The sequence below is a fragment of the Limnohabitans sp. 63ED37-2 genome, assembly GCF_001412535.1.
Classification (GTDB): domain Bacteria; phylum Pseudomonadota; class Gammaproteobacteria; order Burkholderiales; family Burkholderiaceae_C; genus Limnohabitans_A.
Genome location: NZ_CP011774.1, coordinates 1,089,121 through 1,103,254, shown reverse-complemented (window position 1 = coordinate 1,103,254; position 14,134 = coordinate 1,089,121). Strand labels below are relative to the sequence as shown.

General features: G+C 62.3%; 15 protein-coding genes and 1 pseudogene. 10 read left to right on the top strand and 6 right to left on the bottom strand.

The features are described 5' to 3' along the window. The first annotated feature begins 11 nt into the window (after positions 1-11). From L63ED372_RS05315 to hemP, 6 genes are all read left to right on the top strand, one after another. Positions 12-701, top strand: coding sequence for a Fe2+-dependent dioxygenase (locus L63ED372_RS05315; RefSeq protein ID WP_062404105.1), 690 nt, complete (start codon positions 12-14; stop codon positions 699-701). A gap of 32 nt (positions 702-733) precedes the next feature. Then, entirely contained in the window at positions 734-1,828 is a 1,095-nt protein-coding gene (locus tag L63ED372_RS05310) for an alpha-hydroxy acid oxidase (protein ID WP_062407663.1), read from the top strand. 55 nt (positions 1,829-1,883) lie between these two features. After that, complete coding sequence (locus L63ED372_RS05305) at positions 1,884-2,585, top strand: energy transducer TonB (protein ID WP_062404103.1); 702 nt, start codon at positions 1,884-1,886, stop codon at positions 2,583-2,585. Between the two features lie 63 nt (positions 2,586-2,648). Continuing rightward, positions 2,649-3,377, top strand: coding sequence for a MotA/TolQ/ExbB proton channel family protein (locus L63ED372_RS05300; protein WP_062404101.1), 729 nt, complete (start codon positions 2,649-2,651; stop codon positions 3,375-3,377). Positions 3,378-3,406: 29 nt separating this feature from the next. After that, positions 3,407-3,820: an ExbD/TolR family protein gene (locus L63ED372_RS05295; RefSeq protein WP_062404099.1), complete on the top strand. Its 414-nt coding sequence runs from the start codon at positions 3,407-3,409 to the stop codon at positions 3,818-3,820. After that, the gene (hemP, locus tag L63ED372_RS05290; protein WP_062404097.1) at positions 3,817-4,050 is read left to right on the top strand and encodes a hemin uptake protein HemP; all 234 of its coding nucleotides are present in this window, start codon (positions 3,817-3,819) and stop codon (positions 4,048-4,050) included. Before L63ED372_RS05295 ends, hemP begins: the two co-directional genes overlap by 4 nt. 71 nt (positions 4,051-4,121) lie before the next feature. Here hemP and L63ED372_RS05285 read toward each other — a convergent pair whose 3' ends face one another. The 5 genes and pseudogenes from L63ED372_RS05285 to cfa all read right to left on the bottom strand — a co-directional run bounded on the left by L63ED372_RS05285 (position 4,122) and on the right by cfa (position 8,436). After that, a complete protein-coding gene (locus tag L63ED372_RS05285) occupies positions 4,122-4,421 on the bottom strand; it encodes a hypothetical protein (protein WP_062404094.1) in 300 nt (99 codons plus the stop codon). 33 nt (positions 4,422-4,454) lie between these two features. Then, complete coding sequence (ahpF, locus tag L63ED372_RS05280) at positions 4,455-6,059, bottom strand: alkyl hydroperoxide reductase subunit F (RefSeq protein WP_062404093.1); 1,605 nt, start codon at positions 6,057-6,059, stop codon at positions 4,455-4,457. Positions 6,060-6,222: 163 nt separating this feature from the next. Continuing rightward, entirely contained in the window at positions 6,223-6,789 is a 567-nt protein-coding gene (gene ahpC / locus L63ED372_RS05275) for an alkyl hydroperoxide reductase subunit C (RefSeq protein WP_062407661.1), read from the bottom strand. A 127-nt stretch (positions 6,790-6,916) separates the two neighbouring features. Next, on the bottom strand, positions 6,917-7,363 hold the full coding sequence (locus tag L63ED372_RS05270; RefSeq protein ID WP_062404091.1) for a DUF423 domain-containing protein: 447 nt from the start codon (positions 7,361-7,363) through the stop codon (positions 6,917-6,919). A 96-nt stretch (positions 7,364-7,459) separates the two neighbouring features. Next, positions 7,460-8,436, bottom strand: a pseudogene (gene cfa, locus L63ED372_RS05265) (cyclopropane fatty acyl phospholipid synthase). Positions 8,437-8,882: 446 nt separating this feature from the next. Here cfa and L63ED372_RS05260 point away from each other — a divergent pair. Next, on the top strand, positions 8,883-9,641 hold the full coding sequence (locus L63ED372_RS05260) for a 3-hydroxyacyl-CoA dehydrogenase (protein ID WP_062404089.1): 759 nt from the start codon (positions 8,883-8,885) through the stop codon (positions 9,639-9,641). Between the two features lie 64 nt (positions 9,642-9,705). Here L63ED372_RS05260 and L63ED372_RS05255 read toward each other — a convergent pair whose 3' ends face one another. After that, the gene (locus L63ED372_RS05255; protein ID WP_062404087.1) at positions 9,706-10,500 is read right to left on the bottom strand and encodes a hypothetical protein; all 795 of its coding nucleotides are present in this window, start codon (positions 10,498-10,500) and stop codon (positions 9,706-9,708) included. A gap of 81 nt (positions 10,501-10,581) precedes the next feature. On the opposite strand from L63ED372_RS05255, the gene L63ED372_RS05250 reads away from it, so the two are divergent. The 3 genes from L63ED372_RS05250 to L63ED372_RS05240 all read left to right on the top strand — a co-directional run bounded on the left by L63ED372_RS05250 (position 10,582) and on the right by L63ED372_RS05240 (position 14,072). After that, on the top strand, positions 10,582-11,271 hold the full coding sequence (locus L63ED372_RS05250) for a TetR/AcrR family transcriptional regulator (protein WP_062404084.1): 690 nt from the start codon (positions 10,582-10,584) through the stop codon (positions 11,269-11,271). Beyond that, positions 11,261-12,178 carry a patatin-like phospholipase family protein gene (locus L63ED372_RS05245; RefSeq protein WP_062404082.1) on the top strand — a complete coding sequence of 306 codons (918 nt, stop codon included), beginning with the start codon at positions 11,261-11,263 and terminating at the stop codon, positions 12,176-12,178. The genes L63ED372_RS05250 and L63ED372_RS05245 overlap by 11 nt, the downstream gene beginning before the upstream one ends. A gap of 79 nt (positions 12,179-12,257) precedes the next feature. Continuing rightward, positions 12,258-14,072: a gamma-glutamyltransferase family protein gene (locus L63ED372_RS05240; RefSeq protein WP_062404080.1), complete on the top strand. Its 1,815-nt coding sequence runs from the start codon at positions 12,258-12,260 to the stop codon at positions 14,070-14,072. Positions 14,073-14,134: the final 62 nt, after the last annotated feature.

Genomic DNA, 14,134 nt, shown 5'->3' with positions numbered 1-14,134 from the left:
ACGCCACCCACATGATCCGTTTCCTGCCCGAATTGCTCACAGCGGACACCGTGCGCCAGGCCCGCAACCTGTTGCTGGCCCTGCCCGAATCGGACTGGGCGGACGGTCGGGAGAGTGCGGGCAAGCAAGCCCGCACGGTCAAAGACAACCTGCAACTGCCGCACCAACACCCGGTGGCCGCGCAAATTCGCCAATGGGTGCTCGGTGGGCTGGACCAGTCGAGCACCTTCTTTTCAGCGGCCTTGCCTTTGAAGGTTTTCACACCCCGCATCAACCGCTACACGCCTGAATTTCCGCATTACGGCTGGCACATTGACAACGCGATTCGACTGCGTGCCGACGGCGAGCGCGTGCGCTGCGACCTGTCGTGCACCGTCTTTTTGAACGACCCCGATGATTACGAAGGCGGCGAGCTGAGTGCGCAAGACCAAAGCACGGTGCACCGCGTCAAGCTGCCCGCAGGCCACGCGGTGCTGTACCCCGGCAACACCTTGCACGAGGTCACGCCCGTCACACGCGGGCAGCGCCTGGCTTGCTTTTTCTGGGTCGAAAGCATGGTGCGAAGCGACGAGCAGCGCCGCATTCTGTTCGATCTGGACATGAACCTGCTCAAGCTGCGCGAACAACACGGCGAAACGCCCGAGACCACGGCTTTGACCGGGGTTTATCACCAGCTGCTGCGCCAGTGGGCCAACACCTGATCTGCCCTTTGAACCCGCAACCCGCATACACCATGACCCAGCCCATCGTCAACCTGCAAGACCACGAACGCGCCGCACAAGCGGCGCTGAGCGAGGCGGCTTGGGCCTATTTCAGCGGCGGTGCAGCAGACGAAATCACGCTGCGCCACAACGTGGCCGCTTGGCAAAGTCTGGGTTTGTTGCCCCGCGTGTTGCAAGACCTGCGCGGTGGCCACACAAGTGGCCGCTTGTTGGGCCGCAAATGGCCCATGCCGCTGCTGGTGGCCCCCATGGCTTACCAACGCTGGGCGCACCCAGAGGGCGAATCGGGCATGGCTTTGGCCGCTGCCGCGCAAGGCTGCGGCATGGTGCTGTCGCACCAGACCAGCACGCCTTTGCACGACGTGGCGGCTCTGGTGGCGTCCGACGCCGAACGTGGCCCCTTGTGGTTTCAGCTGTACTGGCTGGCCGACCGGGGTGCCCTGCGCGAGCTGTTGGCACAGGTTGAAGCCGCTGGTTTTGAAGCCCTGGTGCTCACCGTGGATGCCCCGGTGCAGGGCGTGCGAGACCGCGAACGCCGCCATGGCATGCCTTTGCCCGAAGGCGTGAAGGCGGCGCATTGGCCGAACTCAGCCCCCCCTAAAAAACCCCGCACAGGCCTGTCCGGGGGCTTGGCCGATGCCGCCCCCACTTGGGCCGATGTGCAGTGGCTCATGGGCCAGACCCGCCTGCCCGTGCTGCTCAAGGGCATCACCCACCCGCAAGACGCTGTGCAAGCACTGAATCTGGGCGCAGCAGGTGTGATCGTGAGCAACCACGGCGGCCGCGTGCTCGACACCCTGCCGGCCACTGCCGAGTTGCTGCCGGGCATCGTGCAAGCCGTTCGCCAACACCACCCGCAAGCGCTGGTGCTGGTGGATGGCGGCATTCGGCGCGGCACCGATTTGTTCAAAGCACTGGCCTTGGGGGCCGATGCCGCGCTGATTGGCCGCCCCGCCCTGTATGGCCTGGCCCATGCGGGTGCCCGCGGCGCCGCGCATGTGCTGCGCCTGATGCGCGATGAGTTCGAAGCCACCATGGCCCTGACCGGTTGTGCGGACCTTCACGACATCGACAGAGACCGCTTGTGGCCTCTGCAGCACGTTTGACGCCCCTTGATTTCCATTGAGCCACTTTATGCAAGCAGCCCATTTAGAAGTACCGATGCATCGGCCCCACCACACTCATCCAAGCCGCACCTGGCGCGTGACCGGTGTGGTGATGCTGGGCCACGTTGGCGTGGCGTGCATGCTTGGCAGCGGTTTATTGACCAGCGTGGTCCCCGCAGGCGCACGCGACAAGGTGATCATGGCCAGCATGGTCATGGATGCCCCCGCCCCCGTCGCACCCAAGCCTGAACCGGCGAAACCCCAAATCCAAGCCAAAGCCAAAACCAAACCAGACCCCGAGCAGCAGCCTCAGGCCAAGCCCATCAGCCCTCCCCTGCAACCCACGCCTGTGCTGTCACCTGCGGCCCCCAGCGATGCCGCGCCCATCGTGCCAAGCGGTGCGCCTGCCCCGGCCACACCTGCCGCACCGCAGGCCGGCAACCAGCGCCCTGCCAACAACGCCACAGCAGCAGCCGTGGTGCTGCCGTCCACCGACGCCAACTACCTGAACAACCCGGCACCGCCCTACCCGCGCCAAAGCAAACGCTTGGGCGAGCAAGGCACCGTCATCATTCGCGTCTTGATCACGCCCGATGGCCGCGCCGAAAAGGCCGAAATCCGAACATCCAGTGGTTACTTGCGCCTGGATGAGACAGCCCTTTCCACCGTGCAGCGCTGGCACTTTGTGCCCGGCCAACGCAACGGCGCGCCCGAGGCCATGTGGTTCAACGTGCCCATCCGCTTTGTGCTGGACTGATTCGCCCCACCGGCCCAACTGCTCACCATTTTTTTGCCCGATCCCATTCACAGGAGTTTTTTCATGCCCGAATCATTTGGCCTCGCCCACATCTGGACCCAAGGGGACGCCGTCACCCGCCTGATCCTCATCACCCTGATTGGCATGTCGGTCACCAGCTGGGTCGTCATCGTGCTCAAGGCGCTGGACGTGTGGAAACACAAACAAAGTGCCTTGAGCAGCGAACAGTTCTGGCACACCACCAGTCTGGCCGAAGGCTTGGCCGTGCTCAGCCACCGCCCGGACAACATGTTCCACACGCTGGCCCAAGTGGGGCAAGAGGCCACAGAACACCACCAGGCGGCACAAAAACAGTTGCATGACCGTCTGGACGTGAGCGACTGGGTCACGCGCAGCCTGCGCAACTGCATTGACGACCACACCAGCCGCCTGCAAAACGGCCTGGCCATCCTGGCGTCGATGGGCTCCACCGCCCCGTTCGTGGGTTTGTTTGGCACCGTCTGGGGCATCTACCACGCGCTGGTGGCTATCGGCGCCACCGGCAACGCCAGCATCGACGCGGTGGCCGGCCCGATTGGCGAAACCCTGATCATGACCGCGCTGGGCCTGGCCGTGGCCATTCCGGCGGTGCTGGGCTACAACGCCCTGGTGCGTGGCAATAAATTCATCATCGCCCGCATGAACCGTTTTGCGCATGACCTGCACGCCTATTACGTGACCGGTGCCCGCGTGAGCCCGTCGGCGCAGGCCCATCTCCCTCCCCACCTTGCTGCAGCGCATGTGGGCCACTGAGCACCTGACCCGCCCCTAAGGAAATCCGCATGTCCTTTGACATCAACGACAACAACGACGACGTGATGAACGAGATCAACATGACGCCCCTGGTGGACGTCATGCTGGTGCTGCTCATCATCTTCATCATCACCATCCCGGTGGTGCAACACGCAGTCAAGGTGGAACTGCCTCGCACCCCCAGCAGCCAAGAAAAAACACCGCCCGAAAACCTTCAACTGACCGTGGACAGCCGGGGCCAGTTCTTTTTAGGCCAACAGCCTGTAGCGGCTGACGCGCTGGAGGATGCGCTGCGCGAACACGCGGGCAAAGACCCGCAACCCCAGCTCTACATCCGGGGCGACAAAAAAGTCGCTTATGAACATGTGGCCCAAGCCATGAGCGCTGCGCAGCGTGCGGGGCTGACAAAAATAGGTTTTGTGACCGAGGGCCAAAAACCATGACCTTGAAACCGCCTGAGACTGCGCCGACCGACCCCGCCAAATCGACCATCGCGCCAGAAACGCCCGTGTCGGTGCCGACTGACAACCGCAGCGCAAGCCGGTCAACCCGTCCGCGCACGCTGGACAGCCATGACCTCTTGGGCGAGCAGGCCCTGGTGTTCATTCGCCACTTGGGCGAAATCTATCGCCTGCAAACCACGCGGCACGGCAAATTGATCCTGACCAAATAAAAACCCGGCAAGCATGCCGGGCGTGAATTTCTCAAGACCCAACGGGAAAGCCCCGCTGCAGCCGTAGCCGTTCACAAAAACTTGACCCGCCCCTGCAAGGCCTGAAGGGTCACTTGCGGGGCAGACACCCCAGCCCCCACCACCACGCCCACCCCGGCCACCGGGGCCAGGCTGTCGAGCTGAAATCGGCCAACACCCGGGGTCTGGCGGATGAAGCATTTTTCGTCGAAAAACAAACGGTCACCACTCGCATCGATCTCGTCGCTGTCGATGGTTTCAAAACCGATGAGCTGACGGATCGCATCCAGCCCACCGTCCCAAGGGACGGGGGTGATGGTTTTAGCGGTGGGGTCGATCACAAAACACGTCATCACAGCGCTCCTTGGGGATTGAAAACCGTCGGCTTAAACGGCTTCTGCGTGCGCGGTTGTTGTGGTGTCATTCACCGGCAAAGCAGGCAAACGGATCAGGTGGTCAAAAGCGCTCAAGGCGGCTTTGGCGCCCTCGCCTGCGGCAATGACGATCTGCTTGTAAGGCACGGTGGTGCAGTCACCGGCTGCAAACACGCCGGGCACATTGGTGTGGCCTTTGGCGTCCACCACGATCTCGCCAAATTTGCTCAACTCCAAGGTGCCTTTGAGGAACTCGGTGTTGGGCACCAGACCAATTTGCACGAACACGCCTTCGAGCTCCACCCAGTGGTCATCACCCGTGATGCGGTCTTTGTAACGAATGCCATTGACCTTGCCGTCGGCACCGGTGATTTCGGTGGTTTGGGCGTTGGTGTGGATCGTGACGTTGGGCAGACTCTTGAGCTTGCTCACCAAGACTGCGTCGGCCTTGAGCTGGTCGGCAAATTCAAACACCGTGACGTGGGCCACGATGCCGGCCAGGTCGATTGCCGCTTCGATGCCGGAGTTGCCGCCGCCAATCACGGCGGTGCGCTTGCCCTTGAACAAGGGGCCGTCGCAGTGCGGGCAGTAAGCCACGCCCTTGTTTTTGTACTCGGCTTCGCCGGGCACGTTGACATTGCGCCAGCGGGCGCCGGTGGACAGGATGACCGAGCGGGCCTTGAGGCTGGCACCATTGGCCATCTGCACTTCGATCAGGCCACCGGGCTGGCTGGCGGGAATGATCTTGTCGGCACGCTGCAAGTTCATGATGTCCACCTCGTAGTGGCGCACTTGTGCTTCCAGAGCCGCCGCAAACTTGGGACCGTCGGTCTCCAGCACCGAGATGTAATTCTCGATGGCCATGGTGTCGTTGGTCTGGCCGCCAAAACGCTCAGCCGCCACGCCCACACGAATGCCTTTACGGGCCGCGTACACGGCAGCTGCAGCACCGGCCGGGCCACCGCCCACGATCAACACGTCAAAGGGGTCTTTGGCGGTCAGCTTGGCCGCGTCGCGTTCACCGGCGTTGGTGTCGATCTTGGCCACGATTTCTTCGACCGACATGCGGCCCGAACCGAACACCTGACCGTTCAGGAACACCATGGGCACGGCCATGATCTGGCGTGCTTCGACTTCGGCCTGGAAGGCGCCGCCTTCGATGACCACGGTCTTCACATTCGGGTTCACGATGGCCATGAGCGACAGCGCCTGCACCACGTCGGGGCAGTTGTGGCAGCTGAGCGACATGTAGACCTCGAAATTGAAGTCGCCATCCAGGGCCTTGATGCTGTCGATCACGTCTTGCTCGACCTTCGGGGGATGACCACCGGTCCAGAGCAAGGCCAACACCAGCGATGTGAACTCGTGGCCCAGCGGCAAACCGGCAAAGCGCACACCGGTGCTTTGGCCTTCACGCGCCACCACAAATGATGGCTTACGGGCATCGTCACCCGTTGTGTCCAGCGTCACCTTGTCGGACAGACCCACGATGGTTTCCAACAGGTTTTTCATGTCGCCGCCGGTCTCGCTGTCGTCCAGCGAAGCGATCAGGCGAATCGGCTGGCGCAACAGGGCAAGGTATTGCTGCAATTGGGCTTTGAGGGTGTCGTCGAGCATGGTGTTCTCCGGTTTCAGGCTGCATTCATCCCAGGCCCACGCTTTTGACGGGGCCTCGGACAGAGGGGGGTTGGGGGAAATCGTTGAGGACAGCACACGCCCAGCTTGTGGCCCGGATGTGCTGTGCTCAACGCCCTGCGATACAGGGCGTAGAGGTCAAGAATTAGATCTTGCCGACCAGGTCGATGGAAGGGGCCAAAGTCTTGGCACCTTCTTTCCACTTGGCGGGGCACACTTGGCCAGGGTTGGCGGCGGTGTACTGAGCGGCTTTGAGCTTGCGCAGGGTCTCGGACACATCGCGTGCGATCTCGTTGGAGTGCACTTCGGCAGTCTTGATCATGCCTTCGGGGTTGATGATGAAGGTGCCGCGCAATGCCAGACCTTCTTCTTCAATGTGCACGCCAAAAGCGCGTGTCAGCTGGTGTGTTGGGTCGCCAACCAATGGGAACTTGGCCTTGCCCACTGCAGGCGAAGTCTCGTGCCACACCTTGTGCGAGAAGTGGGTGTCGGTGGTCACGATGTAGACCTCGGCACCAGCGGCTTGGAAAGCTGCGTAGTTGTCGGCCGCGTCTTCGATTTCAGTGGGGCAGTTGAAGGTGAAGGCTGCGGGCATGAAAATCAGCACAGACCACTCGCCCTTGAGGGTTTCGTTGGACACTTGCACGAATTTGCCATTGTGGAAGGCCTGGGTCTTGAAAGGCTGGACTTGGGTATTGATCAAAGAGGACATGGTCATTTCCTTGGGTTGGTTTAAAAAAACTATCAAATGAGAAAACTCATTGGTCGCAATCATAATGCGTCCTAGGGTTTCCACTCATGAGTAGTTTCTATCAGCCCCATAGGAAAAAGCTTTCAACTCAAGGCTGTCGATTGAATCTCCCACTTCCCTGCACCAAACCCACGGCCAAAGCCAGCCAAGCCAATATCCACGCCGCACCACCCCACGGCACCAGGGCGCGCAAGGCATCCCATGCCAAGACATGCCGGGCATAGAGGTTGAAACTGAACAAAAGCAAACCGACCAGCATGAGCCAGCCCGCAGCCTGCAACCAACGCGACGGCCCGCAGACCCGAATCGCCAGCCCCGTGAACAGCAAACCCAGCGAATGGAATTGCTGCTGGCTCAAAGCGGTTTGCACCGCCGTGGGCACGCCCCCGGCAAGCACCGGCAAATGCGCGAAGGCGGCACTGAACACCACGCTGGCGCAAGCGCTGAGCGCTCCTAAGACCAAAAACCACCGGGCCGACAGAGGCCAGATTTGGGCGACGGGAAAAGACGTGCGAGCGGGCGAAGGGCTGGGCATAGGGGCTGGGCGCAAAGCGAAATATGGAACCCGCGCATTGGAGCACGATTGGGTGCGACTGAATGGATTGGGGTCAGGCGGTGCGATGCCAGCCCCTCACAGCAACGGCCTGCGGTAGCCCCCCGCCTGGCCACTGGGTGACAGCACCACCTGCCACAGCTGGTTGTCGCGGGCCCTGAAAGTGCCTGCACAGCACAGCAGGTAATAGCGCCACATGCGGTAAAAGTGCTCGCCATAACGGTCTTTGAGCGCAGGCCACGCCGCCTCAAAACGCGCATGCCAGGCCATGAGGGTCTTGTCGTAGTCCTCACCCAAGTTGTGCCAGTCCTCCATGACAAACTGGTCCTCGCTGTAAAACGCCATCTCCGAAGCCGAGGGCAACGTCCCGTTGGGGAAAATGTATTTTTCGATCCACGGGTCGATCCCTGCCCCGGCCCTGTTTTTGCCAATGGTGTGCAGTAAAAACAAACCGTCGTCGCGCAGGCAACGCCGGGCCATGTCAAAGTAGGCGCGGTAGTTTTTGTGGCCCACATGCTCGACATGCCGACCGAGGCGATGCGGTCAAAGCGCTGCTCGCCCTGCGGGTTGAACTGTCGGTAATCGGCCAGCTCAAAACACACAGGCAAATCTCCCGCCTTGTCTGCGCCCAGCCGGGCTTGTGCTTTGGACACCGTCAGCCCCACACACTGCACCCGGTAATGCTGGGCGGCAAACAGCATCAAACTGCCCCAGCCGCAACCGATGTCCAGCAGCGTCATGCCGGGTCGCAGTTGCAACTTTTGGCAAATCAAATCCAGCTTGGCCTCTTGCGCCTGCGCCAGGGTTTGGGCCGTAGACCAATAGCCGCAGCTGTAGGCCATAGACGGGTCCAGCATGGCTTCGTACAAATCGTTGCCCAAGTCGTAATGCTCTTCCCCCACTTGCCAAGCCCGGTGCGGCGATTGCAAATTGGTCAGCCGCGCCTTGAGTGACGCCCACAACCACCCCACCCGACCCACCCGCTCGTCCAGCCTCGCACGCAAGATGCGGGTGATCAGTTCATCCACCTGGTCGCAGTCCCACCAGCCGTCCATGTAGCTCTCACCCAAGCCCAAGCTGCCCCGCGTCAGGATGCGGTCAAAGGTGGCTGGGTGGTGCACCCGCATGTCCCAAGGCCTGCCACCCCCGACCCGGATGTCGGCCGTGGCCAATAAGGTGCAAGCCCGACGCCAGTTGTCGTCGGTGCGCACCAAAGCCGTCTCCTTCATGTCCCATGAGAGCTCTGAAGCCATGCGGTTCTCCTGTCCTAATGCCAACCGGGCGATGCACCCGAGCCTGCCCCCATGCTAGAGAACCAGAAGCCCCGTGCACATCCATCCAAACCGGTACCCGCGTACCGCGTTTGCAGAAAAACCTGGGATTGGGCACAGGCCTAGCCTCATCCCGTCCCCACTTTGGCAGGCGGGCTGGCCTTTGGCAGCTGATGGCCAAAGGGCATAATTGACGTTGACGTAACGTCAACCACATTCAGGAGCGAAACATGGACATTCAAGGCAAAGTTTTCATCGTCACCGGCGGCGCATCGGGCTTGGGCGAAGGCACAGCACGCATGCTGGCGGCCAACGGCGGCAAGGTCGTGATCGCCGACATGCAGGCCGAAAAAGGCGAAGCGATTGCCAAAGAACTGGGCGGCGCCTTTCTCAAATGCGACGTGAGCAACGAGGCCGACGGCCAAGCCGTGGTGGCCCAAGCCGTATCAATGGGCAAACTCATGGGCTTGGTCAACTGCGCAGGTATCGCCCCGGCCGAAAAGACGGTGGGTAAAAACGGCGCACACAGCCTGGCCGTCTACACCAAGACCATCATGGTCAACCTGGTCGGCACCTTCAACATGATCCGCCTGGCCTCGGAAGCCATGTGCAAAAACGAGCCCGAGGCCACAGGCGAGCGTGGCGTGCTGATTTCCACCGCCAGCGTGGCGGCCTACGACGGTCAGATCGGCCAAGCCGCTTATGCCGCATCCAAAGGTGGCGTGGTGGGCATGACCTTGCCCATTGCCCGCGACCTGGCCCGCAACGGCATCCGCAACATGACGATTGCCCCCGGCATTTTCGGCACCCCCATGCTCTTTGGCATGCCGCAAGAAGTGCAAGACGCGCTGGCCGCAGGCGTGCCCTTCCCCAGCCGCTTGGGCACCCCGCAGGACTACGCCAAATTGGCCAAACACATCATCGAAAACGACATGCTCAACGGCGAAGTGATCCGATTGGACGGCGCGATTCGCTTGGCACCGAAGTGATTTGACCCACCGGCCCCCAAATGGGCCGGTGATTCGAGCAGTCAATGGCCATGGGCCATGGGGCTCAGCCTGCCATACCCATCACACTCAAGGCGACCCATGCCGCCAAATAACTGAGCGTGAAAGCGATCACCCCAGGTATGGCGGCCTGGCCCATCAGCCGTTCGGCCAGCAAACCCGCCAGTGGGATGAATTGTTGGGCATGGACCGCCAAAAAATGCGCGGGCCGCAGGTCTTGCCAAGTGTGCCACCCCACCACCGGCCAGCCCACACCAGCAGGCGGCTGCTTGCCCCCCAACATGAAGCCACTCACTGTGGACAGCGCAAAGGTCAAGACCAAACCACAAAGCACCGCCAAAGTGGTGGGCGTGAGCACCGCGGACCCCAAGGCTTTCCAGATCACCCACGCCAGCCAAGCTTGGGATGCCACCAAACCCACCGCCGCCAGCGCCATCAGCCCAAACATCATGGCCCGCAGTGGGTCCGTGGTGTTGTAGTGAGAGCCTTCGCCTTTGGCCGCTTGGACGGTGATGTAGACCACCTCAAACAAGGAGGTGACGATGATCAATGTCGCGATCCACGGAAAGCTGGGGTCATGCCCCACCTGGCCAGGCACCCAGGTGCTCAGCCACACCGTGGTCAAGGCAAACAGCGCCGTGCCTGCCATGAACTTCATGGGTTTGGCCCAAATGCCCACCTCGCGCAGCGTGCGCAGATCGAACCACGACAGGGCATAAATCGGCAGCAGCAAGGCCACCATCACCAGCCCATAAACACACAAGGTTTTTTGCGCCGCGCTCAGTTCGGGCCAGCCCATGGCCGATTGCGCCAAGCTTTGCACCGTCTCCATCAATGACATCACATCTCCGCAAGTTGACACCGTCTACCAGTGTCGCTTAGACTGTTGACATTGTCAACATCCGTCTACTTTTCAGACAACATGGTCAAAACCTTCCACGACTTGGATCTGAAAGAAGCCTGCATTCAAGCGGCCCGCGAAGTGATTGCGGAACAAGGAATTGAGGGCTTGAGCCTGCGTGATGTCGCCCGCAAACTGGGGGTTTCACACCAAGCCCCCTACCGGCACTACCCCAGCCGCGACCACTTGCTCGCGGCCATCATGCAGCGCTGCTTTGAGGATTTCGCCAACCATCTGGACCAAGCGTCCCAAGCGCACACCTCGGATGCGCTGCTGGGCATGGGCGAAGCCTACATGCGCTACGCCGCTCAGCATCCCCTTGAATACCGCCTGATGTTTGGCACCCCATGGCCCGAACCAGCGGCCCATCCCGAACTGGTGCGCCATGCGGTGCATGCTTTTGACTTGTTGCGAAACCACTTGCTGCGGCACTTGCAACAACGCGCCAGCGCCCCACAAAGCGACATGCTGGCCCTGTTGGCCCAAGCGGAGCTGCAAGCCCTCTTCATCTGGTCGGCCCTGCACGGCATGGCCAGCATCCAGCAGTCCAACGTCATGCAGCACCTCGTGCTCACGCCCGGCGTGCCAGCGCAGGCCGAACCCTATTTGATGGGCATGATGCACACCGCCCTGACCCAAGGGCCCACGCCAGCAAAAGCCCAGGCCAGCCCAGCCCCCTCAGCACCCACCCCCAAAATGCATGAAAACTGATCCAGGCCGCCGCTGGGCGTTGGCCGCCCTGCTCATCGCCACAGGGGCCGTCACGGCCTGTGCCCAGTTCAACCACGATCAGCCCAACAGCCCCGTGGCCATGAGCGCCGTGCCCGCCATGACACCCTCACCGCGTGTGGCACTGGTGCTCGGCAGCGGCGGCCCACGCGGTTATGCCCACATTGGCGTGATGCGGGTACTTGAAGACGCGGGCATCCCTGTGGACCTGGTGGTTGGCTCCAGCGTGGGCGCCTTGCTCGGTTCATTTTGGGCACAGGGCTACTCGGCCCAAGCTTTGGATGACTTGTCTCAAACGGGCGGCCCACTCACGGTGTTTGATTTTTCCGTTTTCGCCGACCGAGGCTGGATTCACGGGCAACGCCTGCAAGATTATGTGAACAAGGGCTTGAACCACAGCAACATCGAAGACATGCCGCGCAAATTCATTGCCGTGGCCACTCGCCTGCCAGACAAACAGCCGGTGTTTTTCAGCGCAGGCAATGTGGGGGTAGCGGTTCGTGCCTCCAGCGCCGTTCACCGCGTCTTTTCGCCCGTGGGCATTCGAGGTGTGGAATACGAAGACGGTGACGAATCCTTGCCTGTTGCCGTTCGCGCAGCCCGCCAGGCCGGGGCCCGGTTTGTGATCGCCGTCGACGTGACCGCCCGACCGGGCAGCGCCCCCGAGGGCACATCTGCCACCCGCCTGGAACGCGAAGCCCGCAGACGTGACCGCATCGACCCGGAACTGCAACACGCCGATTTTGTGATCCACCCCGACATGGGTTTTGCCACGCGACCCACCACCGCTTTTTTCCGAATGGCCCGGCAATCGGGCGAGCGTGAAGCCCAGAGGCTCTTGCCGCAACTGAAGGCGGCATTGCAAAATCAACCATGGCGCACACCCTGAGCTGGACTGGGCGTCCATTCAAACGCCCCACTGCCACCATCGAGCCCCTGCATGCGGCTGTTCACCCAAGAAAGAACCCATGAACACACACCTGCCTTTGAGCCTGACCCTGCTGGCATTGTTGAGCGGCTGCACCACACAGCCCCCCGCCAACAATTGGCGCTACAGCGTGCCCGATCTGGCCATCCAGCCCGAAGCGGCCAGTGGCAACACGGCCAAACCCGGCTGGGCTTTCACGCGCCAGGCGGTGGCCGCCGCCAACCCACTGGCCACCGACGCGGGCCACCAGGTCTTGCGTGCAGGCGGCTCAGCGCTCGATGCCGCCATTGCCGTGCAGATGGTGCTGGGCCTGGTGGAGCCGCAGTCCAGCGGCATTGGCGGTGGTGCGTTTTTGTTGCACTTTGATGGCCAAAAGGTCACGGCCCACGACGGGCGCGAAACTGCCCCCGCGGGCGCCCGCGCAGACATGTTCATGGACCAAGGCAAGCCGCTGCCGTTTCCAGAGGCGGTGCAAAGCGGGCATTCGGTGGGCGTGCCCGGCGCGGTGCGCATGCTCGAAGCAGCACACCGCCAACACGGCAGCCTGCCTTGGGCGCAGCTGCTGCAGCCCGCCATCACCCTGGCCGAGCAAGGCTTTCGGGTCAGCCCCCGTTTGCACGCCTTGCTGAACGCCGACGCGCTGCTCAAAAAAGACCCGCTGGCCCTGCGCTTTTTCTACCAAGCCGATGGGCAGGCCTGGCCTGTGGGCCATGTGCTGCGCAACCCCGAATACGCGCATGTGCTGCGCCTCATCGCGGCCCAGGGCAGCCGCGCCCTGCACGAAGGGCCCGTGGCCCAAGCCATGGTGGCCCGGACCGCACAAGCCCCACGCCCCGGCACCCTGAGTCTGCAAGACCTGGCCAGCTACCAGCCCCGCATGCGCGAAGCCCTGTGTTTTGACCACACCGCTTCAGCGCGGGCCTACCGCCTCTGTGGCTTTCCTCCACCGTCTTCGGGCCATATCGCCATCGGCCAGATTTTGGGCATGCTGGGCAATACTGCAGCCGAAGGCCCCGAACTGACCGCTGGCCTGCCCTCGCCCGACTTTTTGCACCGGTACACCGAGGCCTCTCGCCTGGCCTTTGCCGACCGGGCGCAATTTGTGGCCGACCCTGACTTTGTGCAAGCGCCTGCTGGCAACTGGCGCAGCCTGCTGGCACTGGGCTACTTGCGTGAACGCAGCCAGCTGATCGGTGCACAGGCCATGAAATCAGCCCCAGCGGGCCAACCCGGTGGCCAAACCACCAGCTTCGCGCCCATGCCCACACAAACCGAATACGGCACCAGCCACATCAGCGTGGTCGATGCCCAAGGCCGTGCGGTGGCCATGACCACCACCATCGAAGCCGCCTTTGGCTCGCGCCGCATGGTGACCACCGACCCGTCTCGCCCCGGCGGCTTTTTGCTCAACAACGAGTTGACCGATTTCAGCCTGGCCCCTGCCGATGCCCAGGGCCGCTCCATCGCCAACCGGGTCGAGCCGGGCAAGCGTCCCCGCTCATCCATGTCACCCACTTTGGTATTCGACAAAACCACAGGCCAACTGCTCATGAGCGGCGGCAGCCCGGGGGGCGCCGCCATCATCCACTACACCGCCAAGCTGCTCACCGGCACGCTGCACTGGGGACTGAACGCGCAGCAGGCGATTGACCTGCCCAACTTCGGCTCGCTGGGGGGCCCAACCATGCTCGAAGCCCAACGTTTCAACAGCAGCACCGTGGACGCGCTCAAAGCGCGTGGCCATGAGGTGCGAGATATGGAGATGACCAGCGGCCTGCAGGCGATCGAACGCACCCCCAACGGCTGGTTTGGCGGGGCCGACCCCCGGCGCGAGGGCGTGGTCAAGGGTGACTGAGGCACAGTCGCGAAAGCGACCTCGCCCGGGCCTGGGCTCAGGTTTGCCCTCTTGTCAGGTCA